Origin of the sequence: Microcoleus sp. B5-D4, assembly GCF_036705145.1 — a bacterium.
Classification (GTDB): Bacteria; Cyanobacteriota; Cyanobacteriia; order Cyanobacteriales; family Microcoleaceae; genus Microcoleus.
This window is the reverse complement of the sequence record NZ_JAUBTV010000011.1, coordinates 106,749-122,935: the sequence shown is the minus strand read 5'-3', so window position 1 is coordinate 122,935 and position 16,187 is coordinate 106,749. Positions and strand designations below refer to the sequence as shown.

The window sequence follows — 16,187 nt, the reverse complement described above, 5'->3', positions numbered from 1 at the left end:
GCCCGTCTTTTTTGGACGGGCGGGACGCCCATCCCACAATAACAATTAAAATTGTAAGTTATTTAATTCGCGATCCTAACCACCCGCACTCAATCTATCCAAACTTCGTCAAGAATCGGAAAGCATCGAGTACATGACTCGCGCAAACGTAAGGCGAAGTATTGTAAAAAGCTTGCCAAGCCGCCGCTTTATCTTCGTCGTATTTATCCGCTCTTTCCGGGTGTTTTCCTTGCCAATTCAGCCGGACTGCGTGACCGACTAATACATCTAAAACGATGTATTCTTCTACTTGCAAATCTGGGTTACGCTGGGCGATCGCCGCCAACTCCATCAGCGCCTCAATATTAACTTGCCGATATTCCGGTGCGACAATCTTATTCAGCAAATGCTCAATTTGTAGCGCGAAATTCTTTTCCCCCGGCGTCATTTCCGATAAAATGATATGGCTATCTAAGCGATTGCGCCGCTCTAATTTGTCCCCAATAATCAAGCCTTTGCAGTGCCGCAGGAGTCCCCAAACACTCGGATAAAAATCCTTCGGTACGCGATTGACAGTACCTTCCATCTGCCGCTTCCGCCGCCATCCTCCCCCAGGCATTTGCGGTTCTTCGGAAACTGGCGCTACTACCCATTCAATATCTTTTTCCGCCTGTTTGACGCGCAGGGATTCTTGCTGTTTAAGGATTTGATTCATTTCCTCGTATTCTGTCAACACTTGGCGCAGGCGATTTTTGATTTCAAAGGGACTTAGCTGCATTAAATGTTCGTAAGCTTCATTTTGCGTAACTCCCAATTCGCGCGCCAACTCGCTTGTTAACAGCAGAATAAAGTAGCTAACTCTCAGTGTCAGCAAACCTTTAAATAAATGGGGTTCTGCTTTAATTAGCAAGCCGAGGTAGATCAGAACTTCTTGAGTTAGAACTCGATCGCGAATATCTTCTCCGCAGAATTGGCGAATTTTGTCCATCACTTCCGTGTAAGATCCGGGTCTCGCAATTATCGAATCTTCACTGTAAGCTTTCCCCACAGCAATCTGTTTTTGCCGCACCAAAATGTCTGTCACCGCATCGGATAAGCTGATATCAACCTTGTCCAGCAAACCTGCGGCATGGCGGATGACTGCCCATTGGATTTTTGATTGCGAACTTTCTCCAGCTTTGGTATAAACTTCGTTGAGCAAATCCACAACTTTAACTGTTTCTTCTGCACCTCCAAATCCTGTATCAAAATTTAATCCTTTGAGTCGAACTAACGTGTGCAGCAACTCAATTTGTTCGTACAGATTTTCTGAATCGCGCAGGCTAGTTAGCAAGAAGTGAGTATTAGTTTCACACTCTAATTTAAATTCTTGCGTGTGACCCAAAGGCCAAGTTTTTTCAGGATTGTAAGTTAGATATCGGCGCGTTTCTACTGCACCTGTCACCGGAGATTCGGTAAATTCAAAATCGTGCATGAAATCAATTCTTTCGGTGCCAGCAGTTAGCATTAACTGCTTAAGATTTCCGAGTTTAACGGGCGTGTTGTTACAGTGTCCATCCCGGAATTCCTTCATTAATTCTAACAACGCTTCCCGGCCGGTTTCCAGCATCGTGTGAGTCAGCATTAGCGTTACCGTAGGGCGTCCCAACTGATACCAGTGGCGGTGAATGTGAGCTATTTCGCTCTTGATTTGAGCTACTAAAAAATGGTAATCTAAAGTTAAATAAAACTCTTGTCTGTTGAGAAATGAGGGAAGAAATACGATCGCCTCTTCGCGAATTTTAAACACCCTAGAAGTTGTTAAACTCCGCAGACGGCGGACGGGGCGGCCGGTTAAGCCTAATTGGTCGTTGCGTCCAATTTGCGTGTAAATAGCTGATAATTCTTTAGTCTGGCGGACTTGAATTGGTTCTACCTGTTTTGGGGTTTGTGCGGCAATGCCGTTAGCGGCTAATTCTGCTTGCAAATCTTCGTCTTCAGCTAACAGTGCAATTTGCACTAAAGGTTCTCTGTGTTGGCCCACTGACAGGTGCCTTCCTAGCGGATCGATATCGCCAACTGCGATTAATCCTTCATTTAGCAATTGACCGAGAAAATACAAACTTTGCGCCCAAACTAGGGGAATATTTTCATTCGGTAAACGCTGCTGGCTGCTGGGATTCAGCTTTTCTGCTTCTATATTTTCGGCGGGGACGTAGTACAATTCTGGTAGTAGTGGCAAACCAGAGCGATCGACTGCTAAAGATTCCAAACGCTGCTGGTACTCTTGCACTTGGGCTTGATTTCCCTGAAATATGCCGTCCAAGAGCAAATAAGTGAAAAATAGCGGCCACTCGCATTCAATGTGCTCGAACTGCCTTAATTCTGTGGGTTCGTAGTGCAGGCGATCCGCATCTTCCAAAACTGTTTGGTGTCCGTCCCGCAGAAACCGCTTGCAGCCGTATTTTCCTTGCAATTTGTCAATAATCTTATTCCGAGTCCGTTCTATTAATTCTCGGTCTTCAACAGCAAAAGCCGGAAAACTAATCACGCTCAATAAAGCTGCATCTACTTCTTTGGAACTAGATTCGCGAGGCAAAAGTGATTCCAAAGTTATGCGACTTCTGGCAATTTCGTCGGGCAAAACGTGAATAACTGAGGCTTGAGAACCTTTAATTCCGAACAAATCTAACCCATTTATTGCTTCCAGGGCTGCTTTAGCCATGCCAACTGAACTGGCGTTCAATTCTGCATTGCCGCGATTAATTTTATGGCCTCTTTCCCAAATTCCGTAATCCGGAGTGCGGTAGGCTCTACCGATGTAGTAAACTAAATTTTGCACGAAATTGACTTCATCAATTGTAAAAATTACGTGCAGCCCGGAAGCCGTCATTTGAGCAAGAATTAATAAGAATATAGATGTAGCGTCTAACTGTAAATGTCCCCACTGGTCATCACCGACAACAATACTTCCAGTTTGAGTATTGTATTTAGCGTGCAGGGCATCTAGCGGCGACTGAGTATTTTTAAAATCTTCTACTTTGCTCGATTGCTGCATCATCGCAAACAGCAAGCCGCGCATTAGTTTGACTGTGCTGTGTTCGAGTTCAAATGTTCTGCCCTGATCGCCATCAATTTTGCGATAAGCTAAACCCAAACCCCAAACCGCGAGAATGCTGTACACGTTGTCGCGCACCCAGGCATCGGTGTAGTCGCCGTGAGCGTTAACGGCGGTACTCGCGGGCAGCAAACCAGTAATTGGGTTCTGGCGCTTGAGGATGATTGTTTTGATTTGCTCGTAGTAATAATCTAATCTAGTTTGCCGCTGGTTTTTTGCGATCGCCATTTCGTTTTCCTGCTTTTTCCTGATGCGAGTAGATTTGCTGTGAATAGACTTTTAAATATATCAGAGATTAGATCATTTCTCAAGTTATCTAAACACAAAAAGGTAATTGTCATGTCTACCCACAACCACAATAACAACAGCGTTCCTTTCGTAAAAGTTGTCTACTCTACAGTGAAAATTAATGGTAAAATTGAGCTAGTACCCATGGAATGGTACGCAGACGGCTCTGTCAAAAAAATCGAACGCTAATGCTCGATCGCACTTGGCTAGCAAACTCTAATGAAGTTGCGCGACTCGTCGCTTACAAAAACCCGGTTCCTGGGCCACAGAACGATGACTTAACAGACTCTTGGTGGCACAAACCGGGTTTTTTGCGACCAAAACTGGTCTAGCGTCGATCGCCAATCTAAGATAATTTAAATAACTAGGTGTGTAGGAATCTCAAAGAAAAAAATATGGATCGATCGCGCCCGCAATTTTCAGTGCTGGGACTACCAGTTCACATATTAGATGATTATGCAGGTTGGCTGATGGAGCGCCTGCATCAAGGATTAGGAAGTCACGTGGTGACTTTGAATGCTGAAATGGCCATGCAAGCCGAGCAAAATCAGGCTTTAGCAGATGTAATTCGCTCTGCTGAACTGGTTATTCCCGACGGTTCGGGAGTAGTCTTGTACTTGCGGCTGCGTGGCAAACCAGCCCAGCGCTATCCGGGGATTGAATTAGCAGAATCGCTGCTGCAACAAGCCGGAAAATTGCCTGATTCGGAACCACTATTTTTCTTTGGAGGTTCCCCAGGAGTGGCGGCTGCTGCGGCCAAAACTTGGCAGCAAAAAGTTAACGGATTGTCAATTGCTTCTCAACACGGTTATCTTTCCGCAGATGAAGAGAAAGACTTCCGTGAAACCCTCAAAAAAATGCAGCCCAAACTTATTTTTGTAGGCTTGGGAGTGCCGCGCCAAGAATTTTGGATTGCCGAAAACCGACACCTTTGTCCTGATTCGATTTGGGTGGGAGTTGGCGGCAGTTTCGATATTTGGGCGGGGACAAAAACCCGCGCGCCGGCTTGGTTTTGCGACAATCATTTAGAATGGCTGTACCGGCTTTATCAAGAACCTTGGCGGTGGCGCAGAATGTTAGCTTTGCCACAATTTGCCTTGAAAGCTTTGGGGGATTTTCGAGGGTAAGTTAATAGCATCAATCTTCTGTCTGATTCACAATCCTCTCGATCCCCCCTAACCCCCCTTAACAAGGGGGGGACAAGAATGTAGTCAAAATTTTCCTTATTAAGGGGGATTCGAGGGGATTTAGACTCGACTACAAGCGACATAAATCGTGTTATTTCTTCAGTCCGCGTAGGCGGACTTTGTTTGTGTAGTAGCGGTTTCAAGAGACTGTTGGCGAATGAAGAAAGGGTAATACCCCCTCATAGCTCAGAAGTACATAGTGTAGGTTGGGTTGAGGCTTTGCGAAACCCAACTCTTTCAAAATAATGTGTTGGGTTTCGCAAAGCCTCAACTTCGGACAGTTTTTTATTGCCAACGGTATAATAAGGGTTTTAAGGCGATTCAGCAATCGAGTTACCAACGGAAAATCCAGGGTTTCAGACTACGAACGGAAAACTGTCCGGACTATTAATTATTCTAGTGTTATCAATATACATACACCAATATATAGCATATCCTGCTAAGGAGAAAATATGGCTCGACGTAGTTACAAAGTTCGCGAATCTGACTGGACCGAACGATTTTTCCTAGGTCGTGGTGATTATGTTTGTGAGGGGAAAGAAGAAGGAGGTTTTTTTCAACCTAGCAAGTACGAAATAGGAGATGGAAACACTCCTAGTGCTGCCAAAAAGAAAGCTAGAAAAAAACTAGATAAGAACACATAATATCAATTCCGGCTGCACCGGAATGATAGGTCGGACACGGCACTGCCGTGTCCCTACCGCTATCAACCGATCGCCATTAGACAATATAAGGAGAATCGATCGCCTTTGCCCGATTAGTGGCCACCAAAGTCTGATAAATTAAAGCCGAAATCTCAGCGCGGGTAATGTCCCGCAGCGGCGAAAGCCAATCGCGGGAAGGATAATTAACCACAATCTTCAAAGCAGTTGCTGTGCCGATCGCACTCAAAGCATAATTAGGAATTTGAGAACGATCGGTGTAAACTTTCAAAGTATCAGGATTGCCGCCCTTGAGTTCCAAACCGTTAACCAAAGACACGATCGCGTCAGCCTTAGTCAAATTCTGATTCGGGCCGAACTTCAACCCCGGAAACCCCGCCAAAAACCCCCCCCGATTTGCCCGTTCGATCGCACTTCTCGCCCAAAAACTAGCAGAAACATCAATAAAATTTGTAGCCGGCACCCTCGGAATCGGACTAAACGCACTCACCAACAGCGCCGCATATTGAGCACGGTTTAAACTGTCATCAGGCCTAAAAGAACCGTCAGGAAAACCGCTAATTATATTCGCCGCAGCCAAAGCTTCAATAAACTTCTGTGCCCAATGTCCAGAAATATCACTGAACACCGCACCCCCGATATTTGGATTGCCGCCGCCCTTTCTCACCGCAGCTTGCACAGCTTTAAAAGCATTCACTTTCCCGTAACCAAACCAATCGCTGCAGCCGTTGTTAGGATCGTAATTTCCCATGCGATTGCCCAACTGGGGATCGGGATCGGGATCGACAATTTTTTCAGCAGTTTGTTCGAGAATTCCCCGCACTTCCCGCGCCGTCAAACGGGGGTTAGCCGAAAGTATCAACCCTGCAACCCCAGCGACTACTGGAGTGGCGCTGGAAGTACCGCCAAAAGTGTCCGTATAGTCCCCCCAGTCGTAGCCCCGATCGCCCACTCGATCGGCAGTAAACACCCCCAAACCGGGCAAATACTGCGTCACCTCCGGCGGCGTGGCGATAAATCCGGTTTCTGGCAACCAAGTTCCCGGCGGCGCGTTGTTGCTGGGGGCGCAAACCGAGATGCTGGTGCCCCAATTGCTGTAGGCTGCTTTTTTGTTGAGGGAAGTGGAAGCGCTGACGGCAATTACGTCTGGGTGTACGGCAAATCCTGCCAGCCATCTAGTTTGACCGCCCAGGATGTTGTTGGGCCAGCCTTTCTCGTTAATTGTGCCGTTGACTGGGCGGTTGGCATTGCCCGCCGCGAACAGAATAACGCAGCCTCTGCCGCCCCGCCCTTGGGTTGCTGCTTTGGTGATAACGGCACTCTGCCGCAGGGAAAGCGGATAGTAAACTGCCGCAGGCCCCCAACTGCAAGAAATGACGGCGGCCCCTTTTGCGATCGCCCAATTAAATATTTTTTCGACAGAATTGTCATCGAGAAAACCACTGGTACGGATGGGCATCAGGGCGCATCCGGGGGCGACGCCGACAATGCCTTTGCCGTTTTCTTCAGCAACGGCGACGCCGGCACAACTTGTGCCGTGGTTGTCTGAGTCGGCGACTGGCATCGGGGAGGTGTCGCCGTCTTTTAAATCGATGGGTGAGACGATTTTGCCTTGGCCTTGAAAATCTGGGTGAGTGATGTCAACTGAATCGTCGGCGATGGCAATTACGATCGATCGAACTCCGCGAGTCAGGTTCCAAGCTGGTTCTGCATAAATTTGAGCACCGCCGACAAGTTCCTTGCCGCCTTTGTTGTTGAGATACCACTGTTTGGGATAAAGCGGATCGCGGGGCGTGTAATGCTGCTGCGTCTCTACTAAAATGTTGGGTTCTGCTACCAGAACTTCTGGATATCTTGTCAGGCGGTTGGCAATTTTGATCGGGTTTTCTGTTGCTTGTTTGGTGACTTCGCAGACGAAGGTGTTGGGAATTCCTTCTACTGGCCGGACTATTTTTAAAGCTGCTGCATTGGCGATCGCAGTTCGCGATTGTTCGTCTACTTGTTCGCCAAATTGAATTGTAATTTGGTCGGTTAAATAAAAGAATGTACTGGGATTGTTCGCGGGGCAATAGACGTGGCTGGCAAAAGCTACAGCCTCGCTGGCGCGGGCTGTTTGCATTGCTGCTTCTAGGCTAGAGGGCGCCACGAGATATTCTTCGAGATTGCTTTGGCCGATGCGACGGGTGAATTTTGCCCCAGTTGTTGCAGCCCAATCGTTTGAGGCTGATGCTGTTGATGAGGGGCGGACTGTAAAGCGATCGTCCGCTTTTGACAGCAGCAATTCATCGCCGCCGCGTTGTAAAATCAGTGGGAGACTTTCATCGGGAACTCCGATACCTTGATAATTTTGTAAGGTATTTGCGGAAAGTTCGATCGGTTGTGTCATCAGAAATGCCTTTGTTTAATTTTAACTCAATTGGCGTAAGTCCCACGCTGTAATTGTACTCAATTGGGCGTTGGGATATAAGCTTTCGCAAGGTCTATGAAATAATCAAAAATTTCCTGATTTCTCACAAAAAGATGGTATGATATAAGTGGTTGCGACCCACCCACTCGGCTGCAAACAACAGGTCACAGTAGCAGTAGTATGCTTACCAAGGATAACTGCGAGAGAAAGGGGGAAAAGACAGACCGCTGGTTATTGGGATACCTCCTAATGTGAAATACAATCCAAGTTTGTCATACGGAATAGTTTTTTGCCTTGGGAAACAGGGTTTCTGCGTGGGTTCCCTACGAAGGGATAAAGGCTGCAACGCCAGAGATGCTGTGTAAGACTTGGATCGTCTTGAGTGACGAATATTCCGCAATGGATATCCCCAACAGAGCAACGGCAAATGAGACACGAAGCCTACACGCTCACCGCAAGGTTAGTGTTAGGTATTTCACTCCAGTCTTACTATATTCTCAAGAACAGGCAGGATGCCTGTTCAACAAAAACTGAATTTTCTTGTGGGGAGTAGGGGTTGGGCTTCTAGCCCGCCCGTAAAAGGCTTATTAACAATGATGCAGCAAATCCCTCAAACTCACATCTTGCACCATTGTCAATAAACCTTTTCTGAACAGGCAAGATGCCTGTTCCACAAGAAAATTTATCTTTTGTGGAACAGGCATCTTGCCTGTTCTTGAGAATGGTGCAACATCTCAGTCAGATAAACACACCAGGATTAACATTAAAAAATTCTCCCAGCGCCTTAGCTTGCGCCTTGCTAATCGCCCGTTTCCCATTAACCACCTCAGAGACTACTCCTTTGGAACCAATCACGCCCACTAAATCGGCTTGTTTGAGTTCGCGAACTTCCATGAGATGCAATAGAACATCCTGGGGAGTCGCTTCTGGAATTGGGTAATATTTTGATTCGTATTCTTCGATCAACAGCCCCCAGAGACTCAGTAAAGTTTCTTCTTCTACTGTTAATTCTTCCTTAGACATCAGAAAATCGACTTCTGCGAGGGCAAGATCATTATCTTCTTCGTTCAGGATTGGCTTAGGCTGAGATTTAGCCAGCAGTTGACCGTAAGCTGTTCTTTCAATTGCCATATTCATGGTGCGTTCGATTGTTGAATTAGATCGGGACTTACCCATCAAAACCATTGAAACCGGGTTTTCCACCATTTTTAAAGTCTCAAAGGCAGTATTTAGGTAAAAAAACCCCGTTTCTGCGTCCCGGACTAGATTGCCGGGATCTGTCCAATCCCCCGCGATTTCCTTGTTCAATCCAAAATCTAAAATCCAAAATCTAAAATCCAAAATCGATCGCACCCTTTGACATTTCAACAAATTTGGTTTACACTTAGCCGGTTGCGATCGCCAATGGTAAGATCGGCTCAAGCCAAATATTTTTTTAAAGCGCACAGGCGCAAAGTAATTTCATGGTATACTCTGGAACTGTTTGCTGGCTTCGCTCCACTGCCCGGATTACGATCGGGGCGATCGCAGCTTTTACCCTGTTGCAACCGCTCCAAGTCCAAGCACAACAACCTTCTGGGCCAGAGAACCAACCGCAAATCGAGCCCGCCGACGACCCCACAGACCCCAACAATCTTCGCCCTCTGACGCAAGACAGCAGCTTGCTGAGCGTCCCAGGAGGCCAGCGTTTGATGACAGAAGCCAGCAGTGCTATTTCCTCTCAGAATTACGCACTGGCTACTCAAAAACTCCAAGAATCCCGCCAAATTTTCAATCAACTGTCCAACTTCTACCAACAACTGGGTAGCAGTTTTGCCGGAATTGACATCCGCTTGGCGGAAAGCCACCGCACCAAAGCTGTAGAAACGGCCCAAATGCGCGACGAAGCTACCTATCGGCTGGCGTTGGTACACCGGGCGCAAAATAAGCCCGAACTGGCTGTGCCCCTGCTGATTCAGATTATTCGATCGCAGCAGCCAACTCGCGACTTGGGCAAGAAAGCTTACCAGCAGTTACTGGAATTGGGTTTTGTGGATTCGCCCTTTCCCCGGCCTGCCAGCAGTCAACCGAGCTCATCGACAAAATAGTTCCACTAAAATCTAAATTACAGCCGTTTATCAGAGAAACCAATGGTTACACCGTCTCAAGTAGCAGAAATGATTAAGGCAGGGTTGCCCGACGCTAAAATACAAGTTGACGATTTGACCGGTGGCGGTGACCACTACCAGGCGAGAGTCGTCTCTGCAGCCTTTGAAGGAAAAAGCCGAGTACAGCAGCACCAACTGGTATACGGCGCTCTCAAACAGGCAATGGCTAGTGAAGCCATCCACGCTTTGGGCTTGGAAACCTTAACTCCTGCAGAATGGGAAGCGAAAAGTCAAGCTGCTTAATTGTTGAGCGGCAATTGGGTATCACAAGTTTGTGCTTGTGTCAATAGTTGCTTGAAATACAACTGCTGCACTTACCCACAAAAACCAAAGAAACCGGGTTTTTTAACCGGAATCTATGGCTGTAACGAAAGATTTTCCTAAAAAACCCGGTTTCTGCGTCAGTCAACGTTGAAAAATTTTCAAACAATATTAGGACCTACCATGAGTACAACAGCACATCAAAGAATTGACGAGTTGGTTAAGCAAAACAAAATCATGGTGTTTATGAAGGGCAATAAGTTAATGCCCCAGTGTGGTTTTTCTAATACTGTGGTGCAAATTCTCAATACTTTGGGAGTGCCTTACGAAACTGTTGATGTTTTGGCAGACCAGGAAATTCGTCAAGGCGTTAAAGAGTATTCCAACTGGCCGACAATTCCTCAAGTTTATATCAACGGCGAATTTGTTGGTGGCTCGGATATTATGATCGAGATGTATCAAAAGGGCGAATTGCAAGAAGTTGTAGAAGTGGCTTTGGCTTCTTAAATTAGACAGAAAAAACATTTCCCCGACTTCTTAAAGAAGTCGGGGAAATAACAGCAATCGCGTTTTACGTTGAATTAAGTTAACTTACTTAATTATTCGTTATAGCAATACTAAATTATTTGTGAATTTCTTACTCCCTCCCTTTGGTAAGGGGAGGGTTGGGGTGGGGTAAAAAATTTACGACTTCTTTAGGATTGCTATACCAGGCAAAGCCTAGGAACGCAATGCAGTCGGCTAGGCATCGAATTTTTAGGCTCCCAAAGCGAGGCCGAGCCTGTGGACATCGGTTCCGAGGCATAGCCAGGGAACCCGTTAAAATTGCCAATTCCCAATTGCCAATTCCCAATTGCCAATTCCCAATTCCCACTTCCCAAATCATCAAGGGTTTATCAAACCGAATTTGCTATTTAATAGTAGTCTGATTCAGCCTGTGTCTGTGTCTGTGGCATTGCAAAATTGGAGGGGTCGTGAATGTAACGCGCTGCTTCTTCCTCTAGTCTGTGAATCAGATAGGGCTCCAAACTGTTGGAATGCCGCAGGGCTGCTAAATAGCCGTCTAAGTAAAGCCGTAGGTCATCAAAGCGATAACCTCTATTCCACATTTCGACGAGGGCGTCGGTGAGTTTTTGGTAGTGCCGGATTGTTTGGGTGTCTTGTAGCATGGTATGAGCTTGAAATCCTTTGTGGTTTGTATAATGACGGCGGGATTTAGGAACGGCCTCGATTGATGCTGAGTGGCTCAGCTTGAGGCTATTTCTAAATAAAAGTTTTTACCCTGCTCAACAGGCTACCCTCCATAAAAAATTTCACTCGTTGCAATGCAGTTGCTCGACTTTGTGCGCGCACCTAGATAATTCGCTGTGCGTTTAATAAAGTCGGGATGTTGCTGAATTTGGCGGTTAAAGTGGCTGAGTGTTCCGGCTACCGAGCGAACGGTTGGAGGAATTCTAGTTTCACTTGCGCGATTTGTCAACCTCCTGGGAATGGGGGCTGGGTCAGGGGGATCGCTTTTGGCAGGCGGTTGGGGCATGGGATCGATCGGCTTTACACTGTCTTATTTTCATTGTAAGCTTACCGCCAGAATGATTTCACCTTTCTGCAGGCTGACCCTGCCAAATTGACCAAATCTTTAAAATTCCTACCCTGGGTTTGTCCGCTGCTTTAAATGGAGCTAATGCTTGAGTAGCGATGGTTACAAAAGCTTGACAAAAGCTCTGTTAACCTTGTAGCAATTAGTGATATGGGAAGCTCGCCTCTGTGGAATCTGCAAGTATTTCAATTGTTGAAGGGAATCCGCACCTGCGATCGCTCTTGGGCTGGCATCTACAGCAAGTCGGTCACTGGGTGCACCAGTCAGCGGATATCAGTCACGCTAGGGAAATATTTTTCAGCCGCCAGCCAACCCTAGTCATTCTGGATGCCCAATTGCCGGATGGGGACGGTTTGGAATTTTGCAACTGGCTGCAACAGCAACAGCAGTCGCTGATTTTGATGCTGTCGGCGCGGAATTCGGAATCGGATATTGTTGAAGGTTTGAAGGCGGGGGCAGACGATTACCTGACTAAACCCTTTGGGATGCAAGAGTTTATGGCCAGGGTGGAAGCTCTGATGCGCCGTAACCGCACGATGCTACCGCCGGCGACGCTGGAGTGCGGGCTGCTGAAAATTGATTTGGTGCAGCGCCGAGTCAGGTTGTACGACGAACATATTGAGCTGACTCCCCAGGAATTTAGCCTGCTGTACGTGCTAGCTCAAGCTGGAGGAGTGCCGCTGTCGCGCTCGGATTTGCTGCGTCGGGCCTGGCCTGATGCGATTGATAACCCCCGGACGATCGACACTCACGTACTCTCTCTGCGTAAAAAAATCGAAATCGACCCGCGACAGCCGAGCCTGATTCAAACTGTACGGAATGTCGGCTACCGACTAAATCTAGAGTTGTTGAATAATGCCAATCAACCGCATTCCCCAGTGCCTAGGGCGGTGCTTTCTTAAACTACGATCGGGCTATAAGTCGGATTTTATTTTGGGAATTGATTGGCGATCGCATCGGTTTTCGCAGCCATAATAAAGTCATTGCGGTGCAGTCCAGAAATCTCGTGAGTCCACCAAGTAACGGTAACTTTCCCCCACTCGGTTAACAGTGCGGGGTGATGTCCTTGAGTTTCTGCTGCTTCGCCGACGCTGTTTGTAAAGGCGATCGCACTTTTGAAATCCGGGAATTCGTAGGTGCGTTCTATTTGGGGAATGCCATTTTTTTCGATCAAATTCCAGTCGGGAATTTGAGGTTTGAGTTGGACAATTTCGTAAGCTGTGACGCGGGCAGAGTTTGGGTGGCAGGCGGCACAGGGCTCTTTGGCTAAAGGTTCCATAAATTGCTTGTTAGCGATCAGATGCTAAAACATATTATAGACATTTCTAATGTGGATTGTTTTGGATGGGCAACTGTCCTTTAGGATGGACATCTTGCAGCATTTTCAATAAGCTTTTTATGGGCGGGTAGGATCCCCAACCCCTACTCCCCACAAGAAATTCACTGGGAGCATCTCAATGAAAGCAGTTAAGCTAGAAATTGGAGTTAGGAGTCAGGAGTTAGGAGTCAGGAGAAAAGAGTCAGAAGGAAGAAGTCAGGAGCCAGAAGAAGTGTTTTTACAAATATGAAATGCTCCCAATTCACTCTTTCTGGAAGAGGCATCTTGCCTGTTACTGAGAATGGTGCAAGGTAGACATTGCGATCGGAACCGTTCAAAAAACAGATGAGCAATCATTTAAAATTTATGGGAATTATCCTTCACCGTGGAATCGGTTGACCGATAATATCAGGAAGGGGCGGGTTGATTTGGCTATCTCGGTGATATTGTAAACGTTGGCGAACCCGCCCCTCCAAGTGCGCTCAACCGATAATTTTCTTAATCAACTCCAACTTACCCTTATAGGGAGCGTACCGCCATTTTAAGTCAAGTAAAAATGACTTTTGCAGCACGCTTTTGTAATGAGAAAAAGTATCAAAACTTGCTTTCGCGTGATAGCTACCGATGCCGCTTTCACCAACTCCGCCAAAAGGTAAATCTTTTACTCCCACTTGCATAACGGTGTCGTTGAGACAAACTCCCCCCGAAGAAGTTTCCCGCAAAACTCGCTCTTGTTTCTCTTTATTTTTGGAGAACAAATACAAAGCTAGGGGTTTGGGACGGGCGTTGATTTGGGCGATCGCCTCTCCGAAATCATCATACTCCAAAACTGGCAAAATCGGCCCAAAAATCTCATCTTGCATCACCGGCGAATCCCAGGAAACACGATCTAAAACCGTCGGTGCAATATATCTATCTTCCGGCTTAACTTCCCCACCGACGACAATTTCTCCATCTTTGATAAACGCACTCAAACGGTCTAATTGCCGCTGGTTGATAATCCGCGAATAGTCGGGACTTGTTTGCGGATTGTCGCCGTAAAATTCGTGAATTGCTGTTTTAATTGCTGTCATCAAAGCAGGTTTAACTTTTTTATCAACTAACAGGTAATCGGGAGCGATGCAAGTTTGTCCGGCATTGAGAAATTTGCCCCAAGCAATGCGTTTTGCTGTGTATTCAACCTGAATATCTGAGTCTACAATGCAAGGACTTTTACCACCTAATTCTAATGTGACAGGTGTCAGGTGTTTGGCGGCGGCTTCCATGACTATTTTACCGATTTTAGTGCCACCTGTAAAGAAGATGTGGTCAAATTTTTCGGCTAGCAATTGTTGGCTGATTTCGACTCCTCCTTCGACGGCGGCTATATAGGCGGGATCGAAGGTTTTAGATATCATGTCGGCGATAACTTCGGAGGTGTGTGAGGCGATTTCCGAGGGTTTGAGAAGTGCACAGTTGCCGGCGGCGATCGCCCCGACCAAAGGTGATATCATTAACTGAAATGGGTAATTCCAAGGCCCGATGATTAATACTACGCCCAAAGGTTCAGGGTAAATGCGGGCTGATGCTGGGAATTGATCGATCGAAGCAGGCACTTTTCTCGGCTTTACCCATGATTTGAGGTTTTTGAGGGCATAATTAACTTCGGCAATCGATGCGATTTCAAGATAAGCCTCGAATTCCGGCCGACCGAGGTCTGCCTTGACAGCATCGACTATTCGTGATTGATTAAGTTCGATCGCACTTTTAAGTTTTTTCAGTTGTTCAAGCCGAAAATCCACATCTTTCGTTTTCCCAGTCGCAAAAAATTGCCGCTGCTGCTGGATAATATCGCTGACGCTGATTACCATATTTAGTCCTCCATGTCTATAAATAAATGTTACAACAGGAAAACGGAACTTGGGTAAAGTGCGATCGGTGTTAGAGCCCCGACTTATTGAACAAGTCGGGGGTCTTGCCTTTACAAATCATTGAGAAATGCTATAAATTAGAAGCTGATAATTGTGTAACTAAAAAATGAGTTCGATTATGAAAATATCTAAGAACGATTTTTTTTTCTATTCCTGCTGGCTGCTTTGCTTGCTTGCAGTAGCAGGATGTACCTCTAAGCCCCAAAAGCAAGTTGTCATCTGCTCGAAAGACTTTACCGAACAAGTCATCCTCGCAGAAATTTTAGCACGCCATATCGAAGCTAAAACAGATATCAAAGTAGAACGAGAACTGAATCTCGGAGGTTCGCTTTGCCATCAATCCCTAACAGCAGGTAAAATCGATTTGTACGTCGAATACACGGGGACTGCTTACGCCAACCTGCTCAAACAAAAACCGATTTCTGACCCCAAAAAAGTCCTCGATTACCTCAAACAAGAATATCCCAAACAGTTTAAAGCAGAATGGACGGAACCGCTGGGATTTAATAACAGTTTTGCGATTATTGTGCGGGGAGACGATGCCAAAAAACTCAATTTACAAACTCTATCGCAACTTGGGAAAGCTGCACCTAACCTCCGGGCTGGTTTCGGCCCAGAATTTAACGAGAGAGAAGATGGATTTCCCGGATTAGCTAAAACTTACGGGATTAAGTTTCGAGGACAACCGAAGGAGTTGCTGTTAGGATTGCTTTATCAAGCACTGCAACAAAAAGAAGTAGATGTGATTGCTGGTAATACGACGGACGGTTTGATTCAAAGTTTAGGTTTAGTAGTTCTCACAGATGACAAGAACTATTTCCCGCCCTATGAAGCAGTTCCGGTTGTGCGATCGCAAATTTTGGAAAAATACCCCGAATTGCGTCCAGTGCTCGCAGAATTGGGCGGCAAAATCTCTGAGGAAGATATGCGACGACTGAATTATCAAGTTGATAAGCAACAGCAGGAAGCGGGACAAGTAGCGCAGGAGTTTTTGCAGCAAAAGTTGGGCGAGTCAAAGCCAGTAACTCCCGCGAAATAAAGGGTTTAAATTTTAGTAGATTCCCGCGTCAGCCTACTTTTCTTTCGTTGCAAAACAGCAGCTTTTATTGCTTCTATCTGCGACTCTGCAACTTCAACCGTAATTTCTTCGACATTGAAACCCTCTAAGCTATAACCATCTTCTTCACTTTCAGGCATCGGGTAATGCTCAACAATAGTTGCTGTAGCACCTTTTTTTAGATTGTATTTGGGGATGTCTTCGCGCAATGCTACCTCTGAAAAACATTCAAATTTCATGGGATTAACCTTTTGTTAGCGCATGGTAAGATGCCCCG

The 16,187-nt window shown here is 46.3% G+C and carries 14 protein-coding genes; 7 read left to right on the top strand and 7 right to left on the bottom strand.

Annotated elements, in window-relative coordinates; all coding sequences use genetic code 11:
* Nucleotides 1-94: 94 nt before the first annotated feature.
* Nucleotides 95-3,304: a glycoside hydrolase family 15 protein gene (locus QUB10_RS08025; RefSeq protein ID WP_333201096.1), complete on the bottom strand. Its 3,210-nt coding sequence runs from the start codon at nt 3,302-3,304 to the stop codon at nt 95-97.
* Between the two features lie 111 nt (nt 3,305-3,415).
* On the opposite strand from QUB10_RS08025, the gene QUB10_RS08020 reads away from it, so the two are divergent.
* Both QUB10_RS08020 and QUB10_RS08015 read left to right on the top strand, forming a co-directional pair.
* Nucleotides 3,416-3,553, top strand: a complete 138-nt coding sequence (locus QUB10_RS08020) for a hypothetical protein (protein WP_333201093.1) — start codon at nt 3,416-3,418, stop codon at nt 3,551-3,553.
* A 206-nt stretch (nt 3,554-3,759) separates the two neighbouring features.
* Nucleotides 3,760-4,491 (top strand): WecB/TagA/CpsF family glycosyltransferase, encoded by a 732-nt coding sequence (locus QUB10_RS08015; protein ID WP_333201092.1) that lies wholly within the window; start codon nt 3,760-3,762, stop codon nt 4,489-4,491.
* Between the two features lie 780 nt (nt 4,492-5,271).
* On the opposite strand, the gene QUB10_RS08010 is transcribed toward QUB10_RS08015, so the two are convergent.
* Both QUB10_RS08010 and QUB10_RS08005 read right to left on the bottom strand, forming a co-directional pair.
* A complete protein-coding gene (locus QUB10_RS08010) occupies nt 5,272-7,599 on the bottom strand; it encodes a S8 family serine peptidase (RefSeq protein ID WP_333201090.1) in 2,328 nt (775 codons plus the stop codon).
* Between the two features lie 759 nt (nt 7,600-8,358).
* A complete protein-coding gene (locus QUB10_RS08005; protein ID WP_333201088.1) occupies nt 8,359-9,042 on the bottom strand; it encodes a hypothetical protein in 684 nt (227 codons plus the stop codon).
* Nucleotides 9,043-9,083: 41 nt separating this feature from the next.
* Here QUB10_RS08005 and QUB10_RS08000 point away from each other — a divergent pair, with 41 nt between their 5' ends.
* The 3 genes from QUB10_RS08000 to grxD all read left to right on the top strand — a co-directional run bounded on the left by QUB10_RS08000 (nt 9,084) and on the right by grxD (nt 10,535).
* The gene (locus QUB10_RS08000; RefSeq protein ID WP_333201086.1) at nt 9,084-9,707 is read left to right on the top strand and encodes a hypothetical protein; all 624 of its coding nucleotides are present in this window, start codon (nt 9,084-9,086) and stop codon (nt 9,705-9,707) included.
* Between the two features lie 42 nt (nt 9,708-9,749).
* Nucleotides 9,750-10,010 carry a BolA family transcriptional regulator gene (locus QUB10_RS07995; RefSeq protein ID WP_333052524.1) on the top strand — a complete coding sequence of 87 codons (261 nt, stop codon included), beginning with the start codon at nt 9,750-9,752 and terminating at the stop codon, nt 10,008-10,010.
* Nucleotides 10,011-10,211: 201 nt separating this feature from the next.
* On the top strand, nt 10,212-10,535 hold the full coding sequence (gene grxD, locus QUB10_RS07990) for a Grx4 family monothiol glutaredoxin (RefSeq protein ID WP_333201083.1): 324 nt from the start codon (nt 10,212-10,214) through the stop codon (nt 10,533-10,535).
* 407 nt (nt 10,536-10,942) lie between these two features.
* On the opposite strand, the gene QUB10_RS07985 is transcribed toward grxD, so the two are convergent.
* Nucleotides 10,943-11,197 (bottom strand): DUF6761 family protein, encoded by a 255-nt coding sequence (locus QUB10_RS07985; protein WP_333101986.1) that lies wholly within the window; start codon nt 11,195-11,197, stop codon nt 10,943-10,945.
* 595 nt (nt 11,198-11,792) lie between these two features.
* On the opposite strand from QUB10_RS07985, the gene QUB10_RS07980 reads away from it, so the two are divergent.
* Nucleotides 11,793-12,527: a response regulator transcription factor gene (locus QUB10_RS07980; protein ID WP_333201081.1), complete on the top strand. Its 735-nt coding sequence runs from the start codon at nt 11,793-11,795 to the stop codon at nt 12,525-12,527.
* A 26-nt stretch (nt 12,528-12,553) separates the two neighbouring features.
* On the opposite strand, the gene QUB10_RS07975 is transcribed toward QUB10_RS07980, so the two are convergent.
* Both QUB10_RS07975 and QUB10_RS07970 read right to left on the bottom strand, forming a co-directional pair.
* Nucleotides 12,554-12,904, bottom strand: coding sequence for a 4a-hydroxytetrahydrobiopterin dehydratase (locus QUB10_RS07975; RefSeq protein ID WP_333201079.1), 351 nt, complete (start codon nt 12,902-12,904; stop codon nt 12,554-12,556).
* Nucleotides 12,905-13,425: 521 nt separating this feature from the next.
* On the bottom strand, nt 13,426-14,793 hold the full coding sequence (locus tag QUB10_RS07970; RefSeq protein WP_333201077.1) for an aldehyde dehydrogenase: 1,368 nt from the start codon (nt 14,791-14,793) through the stop codon (nt 13,426-13,428).
* Between the two features lie 178 nt (nt 14,794-14,971).
* Here QUB10_RS07970 and QUB10_RS07965 point away from each other — a divergent pair, with 178 nt between their 5' ends.
* Nucleotides 14,972-15,892 carry a glycine betaine ABC transporter substrate-binding protein gene (locus QUB10_RS07965; RefSeq protein ID WP_333201075.1) on the top strand — a complete coding sequence of 307 codons (921 nt, stop codon included), beginning with the start codon at nt 14,972-14,974 and terminating at the stop codon, nt 15,890-15,892.
* Nucleotides 15,893-15,897: 5 nt separating this feature from the next.
* On the opposite strand, the gene QUB10_RS07960 is transcribed toward QUB10_RS07965, so the two are convergent.
* The gene (locus QUB10_RS07960) at nt 15,898-16,149 is read right to left on the bottom strand and encodes a DUF4926 domain-containing protein (protein ID WP_333201073.1); all 252 of its coding nucleotides are present in this window, start codon (nt 16,147-16,149) and stop codon (nt 15,898-15,900) included.
* Nucleotides 16,150-16,187 lie beyond the last annotated feature (38 nt).